The organism is Bradyrhizobium yuanmingense (assembly GCF_025200905.1).
Taxonomy (GTDB): domain Bacteria; phylum Pseudomonadota; class Alphaproteobacteria; order Rhizobiales; family Xanthobacteraceae; genus Bradyrhizobium; species Bradyrhizobium yuanmingense.
Window position 1 is genome coordinate 4,268,577 of record NZ_CP104173.1, and the last position, 21,795, is coordinate 4,290,371.

Sequence of the window (21,795 nt, forward strand, 5' to 3'; positions counted from 1 at the left end):
ATTGCTCTCTGTGGATGCCGTCCCCTACGCGAAGTGGAAGTCGTTGCTGGTCAACGAGCCGAGCTTGGCGTTCTTCAGCGTGAGCGTATCGCTCCCCGTCGCGATCACGACATCGGTGCCGGACTGGGTCGCGTGGGAAAGAACGCTGGCAAAACTGTCGAACACACTCTTGCTGAACTCGATCGTGTCGTGAGCAGGTCCGCGGGCAACGAAGCCCTTGATGACGTCGTTGCCGAAGTTCGCGCCAAACACGAAAGTATCGGCCTGGCTGCTGCCAACGAAGGTGTCATCGCCGGAAGTGCTGGTCAGGGTCGTGTTGCCCGGCGAAGCGATGAACGTACTGCCCGCAATAGCCGCGTTGCTACCGGTTGCAGTGGATGACGTAGCTACGCTGGACGTACCGATCTGCCCGTCACTGTTCAGGTCCTGATGGAAGCTGGTCTCCAGCGTCTTGAGGCCAGAGTCCGTACCCGACACCGAGCCACCGTCCGTGGAGCCGGTCAGGGAGCTGACATGAGACACGTAGTTGCCGTTATTGTCGGTATTCCACGCCGTGTACTGACCGGTGCTCGTCTCCTTCCAGGCAACTTGATAGCCCGTCGCCGTCTTCTCCGCTCCAATGGGAGTCCAGGTGCCATCGGACCCGCCCACGAAATCCACGCCGTCATCCTTTAGTGTCGGGCCAGTGCCGGTGCTGCCGTTGAGGTAGTATTTGCCGCCACTCTCAACGAGACTTGTCACACCAGCCGATTCGACGACCTTGCCAGTCGTCGGGGTTGGCGACGTCGGGATGGTCGCAGTGGAAGTACCTACCTGCCCGTCACCGTTCAGATCCTGATGGAAGCTCGTCTCGAGCGACTTAAGGCCAGAGTCAGTACCCGACACTGAGCCACCGTCTGTGGAGCCGGTCAGGGAGCTGACATGGGACACGTAGTTGCCGTTATTGTCGGTGTTCCACGCCGTGTACTGACCCGTGCTCGTCTCCTTCCACGCAACCACATAGCCCGCCGCCGTCTTCTCCGCACCGATGGGAGTCCAGGTGCCATCCGACCCCTTCACAAACTGCACACCGTTGTCCTTCAGCGTGGGGCCCGATCCGGTGCTGCCATTGAGGTAATATTTGCCGCCGCTCTCAACGAGAGTTGTCGCGCCAGCTGACTCGACCACCGTGCCGGCAGTCGGCGACGTCGGTGACGTCGGCGAGGTCGGTGTGGCTGGCGCCGAGGTGCCGGTGATGCTGGCGGTGAACGCAGTGGACGCCGGGCCGGTATTGCCTGCTGCATCCGTTGCCGTCGCGGTAAGGCTGTGCGAACCGGCCGCAAGGGCGCTGGTTGTATAGCTCCACCCGCCGGTGCTGTTGGCAGTCGCGGTCCCGATCTGGGTCGTGCCGTCGAACACCTTCACGACGCTGCTCGCTTCGGCACTGCCCGACATCACCACCTGATTGGCGGTGTTCACGGTATGGCTGGCAATGGTCGGCGCAGTCGGAGCCTTGGTATCGATAGTGATTGCCAACGCAGACGACGCCGCGCTGGTCTGACCCGACGAGCTGGTCGCCGTTGCGGTCAGCGTATGTTTGGCGTCGGTCAGGATCTTGGTGATGTAGTCCCAACTGCCGCTCGAGTCCGTAGTCGTCGAACCAATTTGGGTCGTACCGTCGTAGATCTTGACCGTGCTGCCGGCAGCCGCGGTGCCCTTGAGCTCGATGGTATTGTCGTTGGTAATCTTGTCGCCAGCGGTGCCGCTGTCGGTCGAGAACGACGCGATAGTCGGAGCATCCGGCACGGTCGGCGTGCTGGGTGCGGTCGGTCCTTCAACCGGAAGCGGAGGCGGGATAAGGTCGCCCGGGATGAGTTGACCGTCCACGATCGTTGCGTAGCGAACATTCTCCCATTGCGTGATGTGTATGTTCGCATTGACCTCCTCCAACCAAAGCGCGCCATACGCAAATGGCCCCACAAAATACACGTCCTTGAGGGCGAGGTAGTCATCGTGACCGGCTCCTGCGTCCGCGGCAATGCGCAGACCAAATGGGCCACCGTCGAACACCACGTTATTGAAAGTGAACGTTCCGCTATAACCATCTGCGATGAACAGCCCAGCAGTGGCATTCTGGTCGTGCGATACAATCGTCGAGTTTGTAATGGTCAGATTCCCGGTGGCGCCGGGAGCATAGGCCTGAATTCCGTCGGCGTGATCGCCCGACAGTCCCGTTGTCTCGATGTACGTATTGTTGATGGTGACATCACCGCTGCCCCCAATGCGCACGCCTTCCCTTGAAGAAATACGGACGTCGTCGATGGTGAACGAGCCGCTCCCTCCGACGGCGACAGTGTCGCTCTGGTCGGAAATGCTCACACCCGAAATCGTCTCTCCATTTCCAAGCCAGACCGTCCCCGAATTGGTCTGGTCGCTAAACATCGGATCATTCCATGTCAGAGGAATGGATGCCATCTAGTTTTCTCCTGTTAATTTCAATCTGGTTTGCCCCTGGCACGCGCCCAATTGTTTCCCCAAGCGACGCGACCCCAAGTGCGACTCTGCTGGCGCAGCGCCGTTGGGGTGCGTCTTCCCGGCGGGTGGAGGCTTTTTTGCGACGACACGACGGCTCACCCAAGGTAATTTCCTGAGCTACCCTAGACACATTCGCATCGCGCGAATTAAATGCCGGAAATTTCTTCAGTCCGATCAACCACTCGTGCACCGCATTGAACGAGGGCCACACAGAGCGGTCGAAGATATACAAAAGTATGCCGGAATCGATGTTACGCCTTCGCCACTAGACAACAGCTTACCAAGTGTCGTCGACGGCGCCACAGCAGAAAACCAATTAAATATTTCGATCCACAAGATTATCCGCCGCCAAACACGACATAATTTTTGTCCGGACAATCAAGAGCGCGAGCGTCGGGCAAGAGCATTTGAGCACACATCGCGCTGCGAACAATCCGAACCCATATTGCCCGGTTCAGGTAATGGCCCATCCAGCGCCATCCAAAAACGCCAAGCAAAGCAAATACCGTTGCGGACACACCATTCAGATCGAGAGTTACGAGCGCGCGCCGATTATCCTGATCGTTGATGTCCCCCGAGCCCAGCACACAGTCACCCGCTTCCCCGGCAGGGTCGCAACAAGATGTTCGATCAGGTCCTGCCGACGACCTGACCATACTCCGCCGCGTCTGACTGATGCAAAGTCAAGCCACCGTCGTCGGTCTGCACCGATCAGAAACTCAGATCTCGAAAGCTCGCGTCAAGAAATTCGGCAACATGCTTTCTCGCCAATAATGCGTTCAAACCCGCGATCTGCTTCTCGTCGATAGCTCGACTGCTGACAGATCTCACGTTTGCCACAACATTCGACGGATTGGATGAGAAAAAGATGACGATCCCGTTTGGATTTGCATTCAGCGCATGGGCCAGCAGTAGATGAGCCAGTTCTGTCGAATCACGTGGATCTACCTGCGTCAGCGAACGCCATTCAGCCGCCATCCGCTCATCGGACAACAATCGATCAAGCAGTATTTTAAATCGGCTGGTAAGAGACGAATGCGTAATCACGAGGTAGTTAGTTGCCGGAACTTTCCTGACGTTCATATTCCAGATGGCATTTGGAATCTGCACAACGTCGAACAGCGCTGCATGTCTTTGGAGGATGGACACCGTCTCCTCTATGCCTGTCGCTATGCCAATGGCGCGAACCTTCCCTTCACGCTTGAGATCATCGAGAAGACGGATCAGGTCCGTTTCCTCTACGTCGGCAGCGCTGCACTCGTGCAGGAGTAGAATATCGAGATAGTCTGTACGCAATTCCTTGAGACTAGTCTCGACACTTTTTCGGAACTCCACGAGACCAAAGGCTCCGAAACGCGGCAGATAGTTGGACGGCACAGGCAGGTAATTCTTTGAGCTTGGCGCGACATTGTGCAGAAGACGAATGCTACGACCCATTGCGCGGACATGAAGTGCATGACTTTGTGGGACAATGCCCGCCTTGCTTGCCAGAACCAGGCGCTCCCGCTTTCGCGCCGCCAACTCTCCCAGAATGCTCTCTGCGCGACCGGCACCATACATTCGCGCAGTATCAAAATATGTGACCCCACAATCCATAGCTGCTTCGAGCAACTTAAGAGCCTCACGGCGGGTTCGTCGCTTGCTCAACAGTGCGCCGGATCCAAAACCTAGGGGGAGCATGTTTCGCGGAAGGATTTCTCGAAACGGCGCGGCAGCAGCCACCGTCATGACGCGCCTCCGGCTAGTCCGAATGCAGCTTCTCGCTTTGTTTGGGCGACGGTGCTCACCGCATGATGGCATGCGCGCGCGGTCAGAGCGAGAATGGTCAACGTGGGATTCTGCGTGCCCTGGGACGGGAAACAGGCACCATCCGTAACGTACAATCCCTGTGCGTCCCAGCACTGGTTATTTGGATCGAGCACGGAGGTCGCGGGGTCGATACCCATCCGGGCGGTCCCGCATTCATGAATCGCGGAGCCAGGCGGAGCCGGCCGTTCATTAACGCGGCTCAACGTCACGCCAGATGTTGCGGCGATCTCGCGTATGGCAGCTGCCTGATCGCGGGCACGCGCCAAATCCGCTTCGCTATAGCGGCAGTCGATATGCAATACGGGGATTCCCCATATATCCCGTCGTGTAGGATGTAGCGTTACTCGGTTTTCGGCACGAGGAAGCATTTCACCGAAGCTAACCGCAGTAAAATGGGAACGCCCGTGCCCTCCTGGAAATTGATACAACTGCACGCCAAAACCTCGCCCGCCGAGGGGCGCGGGCCCGTCGCGCGCATCGAAGCGTGGAAGGTAAATCGCGCACCCATCTTCGAGCACTGGGCTGGGCTTCAGCGGCGCACCTCCACCCCACCCAGTTACGACAATATGGTCCATCAAGTAGCGCCCCAGCGCGTCAGATCCTGCACCGAGCCCTTGGCCCCCTTTGGATGAACGCGAAAGCAAGAGTATTCGTGTCGACTCTAACGAGGACGCGCACAGAAAGACCAACGGAGCGCAAGCACGTACGTCGGTTCCACTTTGTTGATCGAACCAGACTACGCCGCGTACGCGACCTGATCGATCAACATCGATTTGCCGTACGACTGCGCCCTCACGGCATCGAAGGCGCCCTGTAAGAGCAGCAGTTTCCAAGGCATCCAGCGGTGCGGCAAAGCGCGTGAGCATCGGCCGCGAGTGAGGCCACCGTGCGCGGATCGCTGCCATCAGCGCGAACTGATTCGGTGAAGGTTCAAGTTCTCGCGAGAGGTGACTGTCAGGCTGCCATGGTACGCCATCCATGGCACCGGCAAGCGCTAGCCGTCGCTCGACCATCGAATACCAGGGGTCCAACTCACCCGGCTCTAGCGGCCAAGGCGCGCTCAATCCATCACACGGCGCAAGGTCGGAGGAGTTCAGCCGATAGTATTGCCGGCCGTGCCCTGGAAGGCCCACGCGTCCGCCGAGCGTTCGCGCGCGTATCCAGACAAAAGGTTGGCTCCGTGGCGTCACGTAAGGCAGGTCATGATCATCTACAAACGAGTCCGGTGCTCGGCCCCAGATGCTGCAGCGAGATTGGATGGGCTGGCGCAACATGCCGAGGCCTCTCAAGGCCATCTTGCCAAAGGGAACAACCGCAGGAGGGAGCAACCGAAGTGTCGCAGGGTCCGCGAGCCTACGGCTCATCCTGGCTATAGCTCGGCGCATCCCAGTCGTTCGCGGCGAATTCTGCCACCCGGCCTCAAGCACAAGCACGCGCAGGCCAGCCTCGGCGAGTAAGAGCGCCGCCAATCCCCCGGCGGCTCCCCCGCCGATCACGATCGCATCCTGCGCTCCCGGGCGCCGCAACTCCTCAATCGTCGTGGTACCTAATACACCTGAAAGCGCCGGCCCGAACTGCATGACAACTCCCTTCAAGCGAAAATTGGTCGGGGGCTAGCATGCCAAGCGGACAGCGATGGCCGGTAACCGAGCGCTCCGGGTTTAACGCTTAGGCGCAACCGCCCTGGCAATGCATGCAATGAAAGGGAAATTATCGCTTCCGCAAAACCATTACTCATGGCTTTGATTTTCTGTCACAAATTGCAAAAACGAATAATGATAGGCGCAGTTAAATACATCCGTCAACTGTTAATAGGCATTTAATTTCTGCATTGCACAAGCCAAACCATTTCTCCGAATATTCGGAGTGTGTAGCTTCTGCCAAAAGCACTACCTTCTTCGCGGACAATACTCCCGGCCGGCTTTCAGCTAGAAACAATGCTTTAGACCCGATCCGCGGCAACGGAAGACCCGATGTGGCAGCGTCCAGCCACTACCTGATGATGCCCGCGCGTTGGCAGCGGGGCGAGTTATTGGGACGTGCTGTGATTCTGCGGGGCGTGGTACTCTCGATCCGATCACGGAACGATAGGAGCGCAAGACATTTGCGGGAATCGTTCCTTGGCGGCTCACGGACAAAGGTCCGAGATGCGCAGGCGAATTGACCGGGCGAAGCTCACCTCACAGGTACTATGAAATCTGCAGTTCTCGCCCGCCGTACACTCTTGATCTGTCGATAACTTCACCTGTATTAAACTATCTGACGTCGAATACGCGTTGGCAGGTTGGGAATGCTCGCAGCACTTCACTACCACGCATGGCGCCGGGTGCGCGCCGCGTACTATGCCTTCGGATTGGCCCGGCTGCCTTTTGGCGACGCGCTGGGGCGTGCCGTTAGCGAGTGGGAGACTGCGCAGGGGTTCGGTGACAGCCCAAAAGCGAAATCCACCTGGGACGCCGAGTACAGCGATGGCCTCTGGACCTACATGCAGCGCGAAGTAGCTCGCTACTGGACACTCATTGGTTTCATGGACGCTTTTAGACGTGGCGGCGAGTACCTCGAGATCGGCTGCGGAGACGGCATGCTATTCGAGCGCTTCAAGCAGCTTGGATATGAACGCTATGTCGGAGTGGACATCTCTGACGTGGCAATCGAGAAGCTCCGTCTGTACAACGACGATCGCACTGACTTTTCTCAGGCTGACGGCGACGTGTACGAACCCGACGGCCGTTTCGATGTCATCGTCTTCAACGAGTCTCTTTTCTATTTGCGCGACCCCGTTCGGTCGCTCGAGCGTTACGCGCAATCACTCAAACCGGGAGGCTGCATCATCGTCTCGAACTACACCGCATCACGGCGATCATTGGCAGTGTTGCGGGAGGCAAAACGAGCATTCGAGGTGATCGACGAGGCCAAGACGACTCAACGGGCAATGTCCTGGCTTTGCACAGCACTGAAACCGCCAAAATACTAAATTCGCTAGTGATACCGCAAGCGCATGAGTTGGCGATAGAGCCCGAGCTTTGTGCTGATTTTCCAGGAAACGCCGCGCATCGCATCCGGATCGCGCAAGTGGCGGCGCATGTACTCCGCATCCATGTTGTTCGTCATACAAAGGCGGGAGTACAAAAAAGATTCGAAGCCGCGATGATATCCAAGCTGGATTGTAAAGAGGTGTGTGTAGCCAGCCCTCAGCGCGGCCTCCCAGACCCGTCGGGAAAACCGTCCATATGGGAAGGCGAAGAGAGCTACCTGTCGACCGAGGCGATCCTCGAGCATCGACTTGGACACACCGAGCTCGCGCTCGAGCTCTACGTCCGACACAGTCGTCAAATCGACGTGGGCCATGCCATGTGAGCCGATCGCAACACCCCCCTTGTCAAGCTCCTCGATCATGTCCCAACTCATACGTCCCGGCGAGCCTACAAAGTCTACCGGGATAAAGGACATGAAACCCGGAATACGACCGGTCGTCATGTAACGGGCGTAGACATGCGTATAGTCCGAAATAAATCCATCGTCGAAAGTCAACAGGACCGCGCCGGTGCCGTGGGATGTCGGATCGGAGCAATGCTCCAGAAAATTCTGGGGCGAGACCAGCGCTTCCCCGCAAAGTGCGAGATGCACTTCGAACGCCTCATGAGTCAGGCACCACGCGTTCGAAGGCGAGGCTTCCACCAGCTCATGATAATTCAAGACGATCATAGAGTTTCTATCAGATCTGAAACCCGCCGGGCCCAAGCCTGCCAGTTCAATCGGGCTTCGAAGGCGGCGCGGCTCGATTGTCTCAGGCGTGCCAGCCGATCCTGGTTAGCAAAGGTCTCGAAGATGACCGCCGCATAGTCCGCCTTCGTCGCGTTCGGGGGCAACAACAAGCCCGTCTCCCCCTTACGGACAGCGCAGGGGACGCCGCCAGTGGCCGGCGCAATGCTCGGTACTCCATAGGCCGCGGCTTCACAGAACACAATTCCATAGCAATCCGCCCGGGTCGGCAGCAGAAATAGATCCGCGTCCCGATAGAGTTGATCCAGTCGGTTGCGCTGTTCGCGATCACACTTGTCGAGATAAGGGATGATCGTCAGGCCATCCTGAGCAACTGACTTCGGCGGAGTACATCCGCAGATCACGAGCTCCGCCTCCATGCCCCTCTTCCTCAGTTCAGCGAGGACGCCGACCGCGATGTCAGCGCCCTTCTCCTCCCAGTTGGCGCCGATGAAGAGGAGACGGCAGGGACCCGGCTTGCGGCAACCTAGCACGGAGGCACGATCCGGCGCTTCTTCGAGGTTGGCGCCCCAAGGAATGACATGCACCCGGCTACGGTCGGCACCGTAGTCCCTGATGGCAGATTCGGCTGCCCATTCCGACGGGTAGAGGATCAGATCCGCGCGCGCAATCGTGTCCCGCTCCACGCGTTCAGCGATGTCCCGAGCACCTCGCGACAAGTTTCGATAGTTAGGATGGTAGTTCTCAATGAGCCGAAAGGTCGCGTCGGACGCATAGACGAGCGGAACGCCGTTAGGCACACTCCATGCGAAGGTAGAGCCGGCCGGCGCGAAGACGATATCGGGCGACACCGCTCGGATTTTACGCGCTGAGTCCGCTGCATACTGTGCAACGACCGCCCCCGCATGCAACGGGGAACGGCCGCGCCTGCGAAAGGCACGGCAAAGCCTGGAATACGTCTTGTATAAAGGCAGTATCGGTGCGCTCAACGGACCGATATGGACCACCTCATGACCTTCACCTGCGAGCGATCTCGACATGTGAAACGGGGTACCGGACCAAAACCTGACCAGGCGCCCATCCCCGATCGTGGCGAATGCAATCCGCCGTGCCGCCGGCCTGTCGGAGATGTGGTTTTGAGTCATTCTATTCACGCACACAGGGACCATCGACCACTTCGCCGGAAAGATCTCTCATGGAGCGAGCGAGCGATCGCTGGATAGAAGTAGCTTTTTCAAACCCGCAGTAAGCGACAGAGGCATAAGAGCCACGCCGGCTCTCATAACGAGAGGTACGTGTCCCGTTTCGGCAAATCCGCGAGCGTAGGTTGAGATCGATTTCATTCGTCTTCCCGAGTGCAGATAGATCCATCCCAGATCCTTGCAATGCCGAGCGATTGCACGATTTGCCGCTTCGAGTGCTTCGCGATCTCGCCGAAGCCCCTTCTTCTCGCTCACTGCCAGCTGCAGCAAGGACGACTTATCCTCCTCCTGGAATTTCGATAGGGTTGAATCCTCGAGTACCCGCATAACTGCGAGCTTGCGATCGACGTATCCAAATCCATGATGCTTCGAGATTCTCAGGTACAGTTCCCAGTCCTCGCCCGAACACCATGATTCATTATAACCTCTAAGCTCATCCAGAACAGTGCGCCGGATCAATACCGCAGTCGGCTTGATAGGCACTTCTTCCAGCAAACACAGATACATCTCACGGCTGCTGAAGAGAAAGACATCGAAATCAGAGCGCGAGCGCGATGCGAGCAGTTTCGGAAATGCACGCATGCTTGAGACAATTGACGACGTGGATCTGCCACGGTCGACCTCAACGTCACAGAACACCGCGCCAATCTGACGATGACGACGCAAAACATCGACGAGACTGCTGAGCATCTCCGGCTTCCACAGGTCATCCGAATCCAGATGAGCAATGATATCGCCGTTGGCGGCCTTTATACCCGTGTTGCCTGCCGCACTGACCCCGCGATTGCGATCATGCCGAATGTAACGCACTTTGTCGCTTCGAAACTTTTTCACCGCTGCGGCCGTGCCGTCTGTGGATCCATCATCAACGACGATTATCTCAAAATTCCCATACGTCTGATTCAAGGCACTCTCGATCGCTTCCCCGATGATGTACGCACGATTGTAAGTTCGTATGATAATGGAAACCCTCATGCTTTAGTCCTGCGCAGCGAGAAATCCTGATCGGCATCCCTGCCAGCGTAATGACCTCGCGGTCCACCGTCTTCAAATGTCTCCGGTAATCGGGTCGCATCTCGTTCGCGCCGCTGGTGCGGCTCTATCGCGCAATATGGCGGTCTCCGCGAGGTTCGCTCGCATCCCAGTAAACACAGCGATGAGGATCCAACAAATGCCCCAAAAGTGCACAATGAACCCTAGAAAAGCGATCGTCGCTATTACAATTCCGAGCGCCACTGACAGCCGTCTCTCTTCGGGAGAAAGGTGAGGCGATTTGTCGATCGAGCCAAGCCAGCATGCGCTGGCAATTGTCAAAAGGATCAACGCGCTTCCCGGAATTCCATACGACATTGCGGTGGCAAGCCAAAAGGCATCTACGCTCGAACTCACGAGCGCGCCATGCGACTGCCAATTCCAGTCGCCGTTCAAACCAATTCCGAAGATCGGCGAACCGAGGACCACAGGTCCTCCCGTGTCCCAAATCGCTTGGCGAGCCCAGGCCGCCTCCGGGCTTACTCCGCTGAGGCGCACAAGGGTTGCGACCGGGCTGCCAGAGAAAGTGAAAACAACAAGGAGTAGCGCGGTCACACACAACCCGACCAACTTCCATCGGGCAGCGAAGCGAGGGCTTGCGGCATAGAAACTCGCCAGCGCAAATCCGATCAAATAGGCCAACAATGGACTGCGCGCCTGCGAAAACCACACACCGATGAGGGCGATGCCCGCCACACCCCAGCCGAGTACCTGGTGCCTAAACGTAGTGAAGGCCACGACACCAAACCAAACGCAAACAGCACCGAACAATATCGAATGCTCGAGCGGCCCCATGGCGCGAACGACACCGTCCCGATAGAACGTGTCAGCCCTGATTGCTAATGGTCCATCGTAACTGAGCTTCGCATAGCCGGTAATACCTTTGATGAACTCATAGGTGAACAGTTTATCACTCAGCGGGTCAAGGAGCGCTATGCCGACGATCACAATCATCAGCTTGCAGGAGAACCGTGCTATTCGAACGGAACTATCGACCGGCCCGAGAAGAAACCGGAACGTCAGGTATGCGCCCACAAATTCGAGTGCCTCGATTCCAGCCCCTTTAAAACCCGCCGGACCATCAGTGACTGTGGCAGCCAACATCATCCAAACGCCCGTAAGCGGGGCCAAGATATCCGATGGGACGCAGACGACGGTTCGCGTGCCTAGACGCTGTCCAAGCTGCTGTAGCGCGGCGATGAAGGAACAGAAAATTAGAACTCGAGCAACCGAGAGGCGAAAATCGCCGACGAAGAAAGACAGCCCTTCGGGCAAGACAATCGCGACCAACAATAGCTTCAGATACAGTTCCGTCCCCCAACGCGGCGCCCCCGCCGCGCGACCAACTGGACTCCGCTGCCGACCATACAGATACGTAAGCTGAGAACCCGATTCCAATTCTAAGCTTTTGCGGGTCAACGCGAGTACCTCAAATATCTGAGAAGTTCTGCAAACAAGCAGCGCGCTCGAAGCCGAGGCGCCCCACAAAGCGACGGTTCCTCCCTACGAGGCGCTTCATTTCGTCGTCTCCAGGGGAGTCGACAGGAAGTCACGACGCAGGCGGCTCGCTACGCTGGGTGAAATCAAGGCGTAAACCAGCGCTTTGTAGTAGTGCGGATCCGCTGGGTGCAAACACACACATTGCCAACCCGTCTTTAATGCCGACAACCGACGGTTCGACCTACGCCAATCCAGCACGCTCTTGATGAAATGGGCGGCGATGTTGTTGTCCAATAAACTGTTGTTAGATCGTCTGTAGCCGCACATCGCATCCGCGCAACCCTGCTCAAACCGCAAACCGCGCCGCTCGCATGCTCGCCTGAAGACATCGACCTCAAACTGCTTCCGCCAGGTTGGCGCCCGTCGGCTGAGGGAATTGGGAAGAATGCGGTAGGCATAAAGGCACTCCCCCAATACGATCATCGGATGCACCTCCCCGACTCTCCATATATAATCGCAGGTCTCGGCAACCTTTAATGATGGCTCGAACCGTATATCGCCAACCAATGACATTCGAAACATTCCCGTGGGATCGAGAGCCGGCATTTGAAAGGCCCTGATCTCGGACTGGCAGTCGCTCTCGCTTTTCGGCGAAAACACGGGTGCCATGAATCTCTCGTTGATGATGAGCTCGTTGCCGCAGAATACGGCAGCCAAATGCGGGTTGTTGAGCAGCGCACGAACCTGCTTTTCGATTCTAGTTGGATAGCTGATGTCATCCGCGTCTTGAATTGCGTAGAACTCGCCGCGGATCTGATCGAGCGCTCGATTGATAGCAACAGGCTTGCCTGAGTTCGCTTGATGGATCACGCGAACACGCTCGTCTATCAGCAAATCCTGAACTGATCTGAAGCAACCGTCCGAACTGCCATCGTCGACAATAAGAATATCCAGATTCCTGTATGTCTGATTAATTATGCTCAACAGCGACGGTCGAAAATATTTACCAGCGTTGTACACGCACATCACGACCGTGACCAAGGGGTCTTCAGCCCTTCCTCCAGCCTTGGGCGGATGTGCCTTGGACATCACGAAATGCTCCTGCTCAGTCGAGCCTGACACGCCGGCGCCATCTGCACGACCTCCCGGTTCGCTCGCCAGACTTTCCGCAATTTTCAGCGCGCAAACCAAGAATGGCTTTCTCGGGTTCCGCCGGAGACGCAGTCCGCAAGCACATGAAATTCCGCCTACTCACCGCTTTGTCTGCACTCAAGAATAAAACTCCGTGTCGCCTCAGGACGCATCGCATCCCGCCTGTCAGACCCGGAGCCCCTCGGAAGGCTCGTCCGCGCCTCAACATAATTAAATCTGCTTTAATTTTCAATCGCCATCTATTTAAATATAAGGAGGCGCTTTGGTTATATTATAACATCGAGCTTCGACTGAAATACCGGCCTCGCGCCCCGACCATGCTCAACGTTTACGGGGTGCGGCCGGCAAAGCCCACGCCGGCGCAGCCTAATCCCGGGCGACGCGGGCTTCGGTTGAACTTTAAGAGGAAGCTCTCGGAATTAAACATGCGATCTTTGCCTATTTAATTTGGACAGCCGGCAGTTTGTTTATTATATTCATTGCAGATACAAGAAGCTTCGACCCCCGGGCGCCAACGGAGTTCCGCTTGATTGCCCGCGGGCCGCAACCCGGCGAGAACGACAGGCGGGGCATGCAAAGTGACGGCCCGATCAAGAAGGTTGGACAGAGCGATCACGCCGAAGGCGTCGGCAAGCTCGTCAGTTTCGCGTCATAGTGAGGACACTGCACCTCTACGGCCTCACCGATCGCTGAGCCGGCAGTCGATCCGCCGTTGTGGCTAGGTACTCGATATGATTTGTAAAACTTGCTTGTCAGACAGCGAACATCGCCACCACGTCTTTATTGAGATGATGTTTGGCACAAAAGAGCGGTTTGAGTACCAGGAATGTAGTGATTGTGGGACGATCCAGCGCTTATCGGACGTAGCCGATGAGAGTCGCCTTTACCCCGATGGGTATTACTCATTCTCCAGACCGTCGCGAAATTCGCGTGTTACTGCCGTCAGGGACGCGCACGCACTTGGCACCAAAAGCATATTGGGAGCCGTGGCGTCCTTTGTGAGGTACGACCCCATTGTAGCGGTCATCGGATGCTTCGGAATTAATCCCAGTTCTCGGGTGCTTGACGTAGGCTGCGGGTCCGGGAAACTTCTCTACAGAATGTCTGCGGCAGGGTTCAAGAATCTTACAGGAGTCGATCCCTACATTGTCGAACCAGCAGCAGGTGCCGTGACGATTCAAAAATCGGACCTTCAGAGTATGTCCGGCGAGTTTGACTTCATCATGTTCAATCATTCGTTAGAACACGTGCCCGAGCCGGACCAAAGTCTTAGCAATGCAAGAAGGCTACTTGCGCCCGGTGGCCGCATTCTGGTTCGCATCCCAACTTCATCCTCGCATGCGTGGAGAGAGTACGGCCCGAACTGGGTGCAACTGGATGCGCCGCGCCACGTTGTGATACCCTCTCGCAAGGGAATGAGTGCATTGGCGGAGCGCTGTGGTTTGCGTGTTAGGCAATCAATCGACGACTCGACTGCATTTCAGTTCTGGGGAAGCGAAATGTACAGGAGCTCCAAGCCGCTCGCATCATCCAGACCAGATGATGTGTTCAGCCGGCGGGAAATGAGAGAGTTTGCCAAGAGGGCGGCAACGCTGAATATTGAACAGCAGGGCGACCAGGTAGCTTTCCTGCTGAACGCTGCCTAGGGCTGGATCACCGTAAGTCCAAGCCGAGGCTCACGCTTGAAGTGCAAGGGCATGAGAGCGATTGACTAAGAGATCGGCCAAGCCTGCGACATGCGGCGCGGACTGCAGGCGTCCTCCCGGTCACGCACCTGGGCAGTGGCGCTCTGGACGGATGAGAATTCGTAACTAATGAAAGCTTCACCGGAAGGTTGCCCTGCGGGGGGTGTGAGACCTCGGCGAGGACATTTTGGCCTTCCTTGAATCGATATATGCAACCACCTTGCTCATTGAAGCAGAAAGAGCGCTGTTTGAATATCTTTCTAGAACCATGCTTTCAGCGCTTGCCACAAGAGCGTCATAGACCGTTTCGTTGCTTAAGGCCCTATACGCCTCGCAAAAGCTACGATCATCATTGAACTCCAAAAAATGAACGCCAGAGACGACATCCAGCCCTTCTACACCTTTCCTTGTAGAGATAATGGGCCTCTCCAAGAGTGCCGCCTCCAAAACCTTTAACCGCGTCCCGCTACCCTCGAGCAATGGCACAACAACCGCTCTACAGTCCTTGTAGTACTCGACGACATCAGGGACATCGGGATGCAACTCGACTCCCTTTGAGCGAGCGCAAGCTTCGATCACCTCTGGCAATGGGTCACGTCCAACAACCAAAAGAACGGCATCGGGGTACACATTCCTGTAGAGCGGATACACGTTCTCCAAAAACCAGAGCAAGCCGCTGACATTAGGCTGATAGTGAAGCGCACCAATAAACAGCAAAATGTGTCGGCCGGCGAACCCGCTCCCCATGGGGAGTTTTCCTGGACCTCTCATCCCCAACGTGTTTGGCACAACGAAGATACTTTCAGAGGCCTTTTCACCCCACAGATCCAATTTATCCTTCTCGGAACATACCAAGCAGGCGCCAAAGGCGGTCACACAACGAGTTTGATAGTAAGTCAGGAGCGCCTTGTTGATGGCACGGAACAGTTTCCTCAAGGCATTATTCGTCGGGGTAAACAGCGTATCATAGAGTGAAAGAGTCAGGACGTCATCAATATCAACGATGACCTTCATTTTCGCCGCCTGTGACAATCCAAAAAACCCGGCGGTATTCCGGAGGTATCGCACCAGCACAAAATCGTAGCCGCCAAACTCTATTAGCGCGACCAACTTCTCCATCGAGGCTTTGCTATACTCTCTAACGGGATACGGAAAGCCACGGACCGACATTCCGAACCGTCCCCGCAAGGTTCTAGGGTACTCCAGCTTCTGTAAACAATACTTCCCGGAGAATACGTCCTCCTTTTCGAGATGTCCCCCCGCTCCTGCCATCTGTCGCAGGCCGGAGGGCAAATCCGAGAGATACGCAATATCGACGGGCCCAAGGCCGGCAAAGTATCGTGCGAGATTCATGGTTCTGATGTCAGCGCCAAACTTCTCAGGCAGAGGAAACCTGTCGCTGATCACTAGGGTCTTCTTCATCGAACTTACAGCAAAAGAGTCGGTTAAACTCGGAAACTGATCCTTCAATCAGCCTCGCACCAAATGCTCTCGAGCGGTTCGCAGCAACTCGCGAACCTGCCGGCCTGGACCACCGAATGAAAGAACAATCAATTTCAAGAACACCGGCAGCATGAAAGGCTTCAGCTTCAATCCCTTCAAATAGTATGATCTCGCTGATACAGAATCGCCCTCTGAATAATAGATCTCAGCCAGCGCCACCATAATGCGTGAACGGATCCACGCCTTCTCCTGCTCAGTATAAGGGCTGCGATCGAGTGTCGCTTCCACCTGCTGAAGATCTATAGTGGACCAGGATGTCTGCCCCATCCACGAATAGGGTTTTGAGGCACAATGTTTGGCATAGAAGTTGGCGAGCGCACCCAAGCAAGCCTTATATACTGTCCGGGCGCCTTTCTCCTTGGCAGCCTGCGATATCATCGTGATGACGGCCAACTCGGAGTGCCAGCAGATATCGATCTTCTCTTGAGTGATGGCGTTTGTCATACTGAGTTCATGTTCACGGTAACACACCATCGGCTCTGCAAAGTATGCCACGTGATAGTGCAAGGAGAACAATAGCCACATGTACCAATCGCCGCCCCATATGAAATCGACCGGAATTCCGGCCCATACCACGTCGACCGGATAGAGGCTCAGTGTCTCGTAACAGTCACGTCGAACAAGCACCGACGCAGCCAGAATCGCATTTCCTTTTACTTTCAATGAGTGCTTGATGATCTCCTCTCCCCTGACGATCGTATCGACGTCTCCATAGGTCGAGTAATCTATCACTGCACCTTCTTTTCCACGTCTCAGGCTAACCCCGGGGCAGAACGCGAGGCCGACCTCCGGATGATTTTCCAGGGTTTCGACGTATCTTTGCAGTATGTACGGTCGGCGCAAGCGATCATCAGCCGATATAAGCCAAACGTACTTCCCTCGACTTAAGAGTATTCCCTTGTTGTAATTCCGGAGCGCTCCCAGGTTCTGCTCGTTCCTGACATAGGTAACGCGACTGTCTGTGAATGTTCTGGCAACTTCTTCCGTGTTGTCCGGAGAGCAATCATCCATGATGAGGATTTCGAAATCCTCAAAGGTCTGCGAGAGGATGCTGTCGACACATTCTGGCAAGAAAGCAGCCAGTCGGTAGCAAGGGACGACAAAGCTAACAAGCGGCTTTTGCATTTGGAATAACTCGCCTATTGTGGATCCGCACTTTGATGAGCCTAAGCCGTAACTTGCTCGATGACGCGCCATGAAGAACGCACAGAGCGTCTTGGGCCTTGAGGAACGCGGCCTATTACAATGCAGAGGCTTGGAGCTCCCTTCGCAACGCGCAGGCGACCCGCTCCTGGTCTTCCTCGTTCATCTGCGCGTAAATTGGCAACAGAATCGAATTGTCCTGCGCGAACTCGGAGTGCCGCAGATCGTGGCGGTGCTTGTCCTTGGCGTAGGGCGCTTCCCGGTGCGAGCACATAATGCCGCGTCGAGTCGCGATGCCCTGATCGAGCAGGCTTTGCATGATCTTGAGCTGGTCGACGCGGTCCGGCAGCCCAACGCAATAGCTCTGCCAGTTGGACCGCGCCCATTCGGGCTCGATCGGCAGTCTCAGGCCTCCGAAATTGCCGAGCATTTCTCGATAGCGGGCCGCGATCGCGCGGCGTCGAGACACCAGTGCAGGCAGCCGCTCGAGCTGCTCGCGTCCGACCGCGGCCTGTATATCGGTCATGCGGTAGTTGTAGCCGACTACCAGATAGTCCTCGAAGATCACCTGCTGTGAGCCGTGCCGCACGATGTCCGGAACGCTCATGCCATGCTGGCGCAACAGCCTGAACTTATGGTCGAGCTTCGCATCGGAGGTGGTGAGCATCCCACCCTCGCCGGTCGTGATGACCTTGCGGGGATGAAAGGAGAAGCAGGCGATCCGCCCATGCGGCTTGCCGACGCGCTCCCAGCTGCCATCCACTCGGATCTGGCTGCCGGCGGCGCACGCCGCATCCTCGATCAAGATGATGCCCTGGCGATCGGCCAGCGTGGCGAGGGCTGTCAGATCGCAGGGCATACCCATCTGGTGGACGGCGATCACCGCGCGTGTGCGCCGAGTGATCGCTTCGGCAATCCGGTTAGGGTCGATATTGTATGTACCGGGATCGATGTCGACAAAGACCGGAGTCGCGCCGCAATATCGGATGCAATTGGCCGTGGCGATAAACGAGTGGCTGGCCGTGATGACCTCGTCGCCAGGCCCAATCTCCAGGGCGACGAGCGCCAAATGCAGGGCGGTTGTGCAGTTGGAAACGGCGCAGGCATAAGGCGCACCGACCAGGGCCGCAAAATCGCGCTCGAAGGCTGCCACCTGGGGGCCCTGCGAGACCCAGCCGGAGAGCACAGCTGCGCGAGCTGCGTCGGCCTCCTCCTCAGCAACCAACGGTAATGCGATCGGAATCACGGGATTATCGCCCTCCTGCTGGCGAGCCGCCCAGACCAACCCCTGCCCGGACTTGGCGCTACATCGATCTCAGAACTGGCCCGACGATCTTGAGCTTTCAAACCTGACAAGGGCATCAAGGACTATTCCTATTCCTGGAGCGCGATGCGGCGTCGCGATTTATTTGTCATAGATTATTATATTAAGTCAATTAACCTAAACGATAATAAATCAATCTAATGTAGATGTCGCCACTATCGGGGGCAGCTGTCAGGCGCCAACCTGCCTTCCTGCAGCCGATGCGCACGACACTACGGTCGCGTAGCCGAACGTCACGCGACACCACCGCGTCAGCGCAGATGGTCGCCCGGGGGCAACTGCGATCCAGTCCCCTCGAGGAGGCATGACTATCATCCACTTTCAAGCTTGAGGTAATCATGCAAGCAATGCCGTCACGAGAAATCACGATGTGCGAAGACATGGAGCTGCTGGTCCAGCTGTGACGGCATTCCGACCGCCAGGAAACTCATAGCACCGCGCCTGTGTAATGAGGTCCCTCAGGTCGCGCCAGATGGGGCCACTGCGTCAGCCAGAGGTCAGCGCAATGACCAATACGGTCTCCCGACATCGAAAGCTGCTCGATGTTGGCGATGCTGTCGAGCCAGATAGTGCGCGCACCCATCATTTGTCCAAACCGTAGTGCCAAATATCCCGGAGCGGCACCCGTCGAAACGACGATGTCCGGCCTTTCATTCCAAACGATCCAGGCCATTCTGCGCGCCGCCTTCAACAGCGCGATTTTGGTCAACCGGTTAGCATCATTGACAAGGTAGAATTTGTGGTCGGGCACCTGGGCTTGATAGGAGTCGTGGACGGTGACGAACGTGACTTCGCAATGCTCGAAGGCGGGTTTGATCCGCAACAGCTGCACCCAATGGCCCCCACCCGAAGAGACCGCCAGCAGTTTCGGCCGAGTGCCGGGTGACCGCGGCGTGTTGTTCTTGAGCAACGTCTTGCGGTGAAAAACCGGGCTGAGAAGCATGGGCTGGCCTCCCTAGAACGCTGCAAGCTCGCAAGCTCCCATGAACGGATCGGGTCCTCGGCGCCTGCATTTAATATTTTAATTTAAATTAACATGCCGCCATTTAAAATCAAGCGATTTATATGCGCGGTACGTCCGATTTCCTGTCAGGCCAGCCGAATTTGAATCTTACTTGATTGAATCTGATAGTACCGCACGGGAAGTGTCGTCGCGTTGCCAACGATGAGCTCCAAGTCGGGAACCCAGGGTAGCCTTACAGCGAGCGGCAATGTTGACCCCACAATAAATCAATAGTCCGGCCCATAAGCGAGGTTCCTTGAACAGCGCAATGAGCGCCCGGCCATTCGCCGGTCCTTTGTTGACACGCAGTTCAGGAAAGCGCCGGGCGAGCTCGAATGTTCCCCTGTAGGCACGAGTTCTGACGGCGATAAGCTGCAGCAGAGTGCGTGGGGCGAATACCATGGACCTAACGCGGGGCAGTGTCTCCCGCTCTTCTGGTCTGAACTGAAGTCGAACAAAGGTGTCATCAGCGGTGATGTCTGGAAATTGGCCGAACCGCTTGCGTCCCGCCTCAGATAAGGCATACACGCCAGAACCGCCGATACCCTCACGCGAGGATGGCAGCCGTGACCGGATTCCGAAGTATTTACGGACGAGCCAGGAACAGCCTGCCAGATTGATGTCGGCTGTAGGCGCGACCGCCAAAACGCCACCATCATCGAGGCGGCTTGCCAAAGCCAGAATGGCATCAACGGTAATCAAAATATCGGCATCAACATAAATCCGCGGAAAACCGTCCGCGATTTGATCGCCAAGGTTCAGTGCGTGGGTCTTCCTTGCGATGTTCGATTCCACAACATTGACGGCTGGGCCGAAACGCCGGGCGACGTTCGCAGTGTCGTCTGAGCACCCGTTGCAGACGACGACCACACGGATCTGGTCCGAAGCTGGGTTGCCAACCCATTGCCTCAACGTCCGTGCGATCACAGAACTCTCATTGTGGGCTGGGACGACGATCGAAATCATGAATGGTCCGGTCGAGATCGATCAAATTTGCGTACCTCTCTAAGGCTGCCACAGGTTCGATCAGCCTCATGGGGTGGTTCAGCCTCACAGCCGATGACTTTGCGCGGGCGCCGCACAGGCATCGACCGAGCCGACTACAGGGGCGAACCCGTGCTCACCCCCGTCTGCGGACTCTACCGAACCTAGCCGGATGGCAGGGCCGCGCGTTCCGCCTCGGCCTCGAACGCTCCGACGCCCAAGCAGAGAGAACGGCCAGGCGCGCCGCTTCGGTCTCTTGATCTGCAAGTAGCGACATTGCGATCGGAATCACGATGCCGCCGCCTGCCGCTGATGTTCCGAAGCGAGCTCGCGCTCGGATCGCCACCATTTCACGAGATCTGCGAGCCCTTGCTCCAGCGAAACCGTGGTGCGGAAGCCCAGCAAACGCTCTGCCTTACCCGTCGAGGCCAGCCGTCGCGGTACTGGATTGACCGAGCGCTCCGGCGCGAATTCAGGCGTGAGGCCGCGGTGTCCCATCACCGACGCAAGTACCGTAGCCAGCTCGGTCAGGCTTGTTTCAGTGCCGCTCCCGACGTTAAAGACCTCATCGGTAATCTTTGCCCTGGCGGCAAGGATGTTGGCACGCGCGACGTCGCGGACGTGGACGAAATCCATGGTCTGACGGCCGTCGCCAAAGATAACGGGAGGCAATCCGGCTTCCAGCCGCTCCATCCAGCGGATCAAGACCTCGGTGTACCGTCCGTGGATGTCCATCCGGCTGCCATAGACGTTGAAATACCGGAATGCCACATAGTCGAGGCCGCATGCATCGTTGAAAGCCCGCAGTAGCCCTTCGTTAAACGCCTTGGCGGCCCCATATAGGGTTCGGTTATTGTAGGCATTCTGCCGCTCTGTCGTCGGAAACTCCTCGGCCATGCCATATACCGATGCCGAAGAGGCCGCGATGATCTTCTCAATATCGTGCTTGATGCACAGCTCCAGCAGGTCGTAGGTGGCATCCACCATGACCTCCTTAGCCAGGCGCGGTTCGGCCGCACAATGAGTGATGCGGAGCGCGGCCTGGTGAAAGACGATGTCGGCAGCCTTGACCAACGCTTCCATCAGCTTGCGATCGCGAATGTCGCCGTGAACCAGCCTTACGGGCCCACGCCCGAGCGCCCGCCGGAGATTTTCCGGCCGGCCTCTGATCATGTTGTCGAGGGCAACAATCTCGATGCAGCCCTCGTCGCAGAGCAGATCAACGATGTGGGAGCCGATAAATCCTGCCCCGCCGGTGACCAGAACGCGTTTACCCTTGAT

The 21,795-nt window shown here is 56.9% G+C and carries 16 protein-coding genes; 2 read left to right on the forward strand and 14 right to left on the reverse strand.

The window, feature by feature from the left end:
- Positions 1–24 precede the first annotated feature (24 nt).
- The 3 genes from N2605_RS20075 to N2605_RS36465 form a co-directional block, all read right to left on the reverse strand.
- Positions 25–2,454 carry an Ig-like domain-containing protein gene (locus N2605_RS20075; RefSeq protein ID WP_260342307.1) on the reverse strand — a complete coding sequence of 810 codons (2,430 nt, stop codon included), beginning with the start codon at positions 2,452–2,454 and terminating at the stop codon, positions 25–27.
- A gap of 771 nt (positions 2,455–3,225) precedes the next feature.
- A complete protein-coding gene (locus tag N2605_RS20080; RefSeq protein ID WP_260342309.1) occupies positions 3,226–4,242 on the reverse strand; it encodes an aldo/keto reductase in 1,017 nt (338 codons plus the stop codon).
- Positions 4,239–5,903, reverse strand: coding sequence for an FAD-dependent oxidoreductase (locus tag N2605_RS36465; protein ID WP_425248804.1), 1,665 nt, complete (start codon positions 5,901–5,903; stop codon positions 4,239–4,241). Before N2605_RS36465 ends, N2605_RS20080 begins: the two co-directional genes overlap by 4 nt.
- Positions 5,904–6,613: 710 nt before the next feature.
- Between N2605_RS36465 and N2605_RS20085 the strand changes: the two genes are divergently transcribed.
- A complete protein-coding gene (locus N2605_RS20085; protein WP_057029397.1) occupies positions 6,614–7,297 on the forward strand; it encodes a class I SAM-dependent methyltransferase in 684 nt (227 codons plus the stop codon).
- Positions 7,298–7,302: 5 nt separating this feature from the next.
- Here the strand turns inward: N2605_RS20085 and N2605_RS20090 are convergent, their stop codons facing one another.
- From N2605_RS20090 to N2605_RS20110, 5 genes are all read right to left on the reverse strand, one after another.
- Positions 7,303–8,028: a polysaccharide deacetylase family protein gene (locus N2605_RS20090; RefSeq protein WP_057029398.1), complete on the reverse strand. Its 726-nt coding sequence runs from the start codon at positions 8,026–8,028 to the stop codon at positions 7,303–7,305.
- Positions 8,025–9,215 (reverse strand): glycosyltransferase family 4 protein, encoded by a 1,191-nt coding sequence (locus tag N2605_RS20095; RefSeq protein ID WP_311735309.1) that lies wholly within the window; start codon positions 9,213–9,215, stop codon positions 8,025–8,027. Before N2605_RS20095 ends, N2605_RS20090 begins: the two co-directional genes overlap by 4 nt.
- Positions 9,216–9,239: 24 nt before the next feature.
- Positions 9,240–10,223 carry a glycosyltransferase family 2 protein gene (locus N2605_RS20100; RefSeq protein ID WP_260342312.1) on the reverse strand — a complete coding sequence of 328 codons (984 nt, stop codon included), beginning with the start codon at positions 10,221–10,223 and terminating at the stop codon, positions 9,240–9,242.
- 72 nt (positions 10,224–10,295) lie between these two features.
- Positions 10,296–11,570: an O-antigen ligase family protein gene (locus N2605_RS20105; protein ID WP_156447175.1), complete on the reverse strand. Its 1,275-nt coding sequence runs from the start codon at positions 11,568–11,570 to the stop codon at positions 10,296–10,298.
- Positions 11,571–11,795: 225 nt separating this feature from the next.
- Complete coding sequence (locus N2605_RS20110; protein ID WP_260342314.1) at positions 11,796–12,911, reverse strand: glycosyltransferase family A protein; 1,116 nt, start codon at positions 12,909–12,911, stop codon at positions 11,796–11,798.
- Between the two features lie 1,061 nt (positions 12,912–13,972).
- Here N2605_RS20110 and N2605_RS20115 point away from each other — a divergent pair.
- On the forward strand, positions 13,973–14,518 hold the full coding sequence (locus tag N2605_RS20115; protein ID WP_249785547.1) for a class I SAM-dependent methyltransferase: 546 nt from the start codon (positions 13,973–13,975) through the stop codon (positions 14,516–14,518).
- A gap of 177 nt (positions 14,519–14,695) precedes the next feature.
- On the opposite strand, the gene N2605_RS20120 is transcribed toward N2605_RS20115, so the two are convergent.
- The 6 genes from N2605_RS20120 to N2605_RS20145 form a co-directional block, all read right to left on the reverse strand.
- Positions 14,696–15,979 carry a glycosyltransferase gene (locus N2605_RS20120; protein ID WP_260342320.1) on the reverse strand — a complete coding sequence of 428 codons (1,284 nt, stop codon included), beginning with the start codon at positions 15,977–15,979 and terminating at the stop codon, positions 14,696–14,698.
- A gap of 48 nt (positions 15,980–16,027) precedes the next feature.
- Positions 16,028–17,185, reverse strand: a complete 1,158-nt coding sequence (locus N2605_RS20125) for a glycosyltransferase family 2 protein (protein WP_260342322.1) — start codon at positions 17,183–17,185, stop codon at positions 16,028–16,030.
- Between the two features lie 115 nt (positions 17,186–17,300).
- Positions 17,301–18,449, reverse strand: coding sequence for a DegT/DnrJ/EryC1/StrS family aminotransferase (locus N2605_RS20130; RefSeq protein WP_057029417.1), 1,149 nt, complete (start codon positions 18,447–18,449; stop codon positions 17,301–17,303).
- A gap of 505 nt (positions 18,450–18,954) precedes the next feature.
- Positions 18,955–19,470: a UDP-N-acetylglucosamine--LPS N-acetylglucosamine transferase gene (locus N2605_RS20135; RefSeq protein WP_225139932.1), complete on the reverse strand. Its 516-nt coding sequence runs from the start codon at positions 19,468–19,470 to the stop codon at positions 18,955–18,957.
- 168 nt (positions 19,471–19,638) lie between these two features.
- Positions 19,639–20,496, reverse strand: coding sequence for a glycosyltransferase (locus tag N2605_RS20140; protein WP_225147622.1), 858 nt, complete (start codon positions 20,494–20,496; stop codon positions 19,639–19,641).
- Between the two features lie 306 nt (positions 20,497–20,802).
- Complete coding sequence (locus tag N2605_RS20145) at positions 20,803–21,795, reverse strand: NAD-dependent epimerase/dehydratase family protein (protein WP_036029234.1); 993 nt, start codon at positions 21,793–21,795, stop codon at positions 20,803–20,805.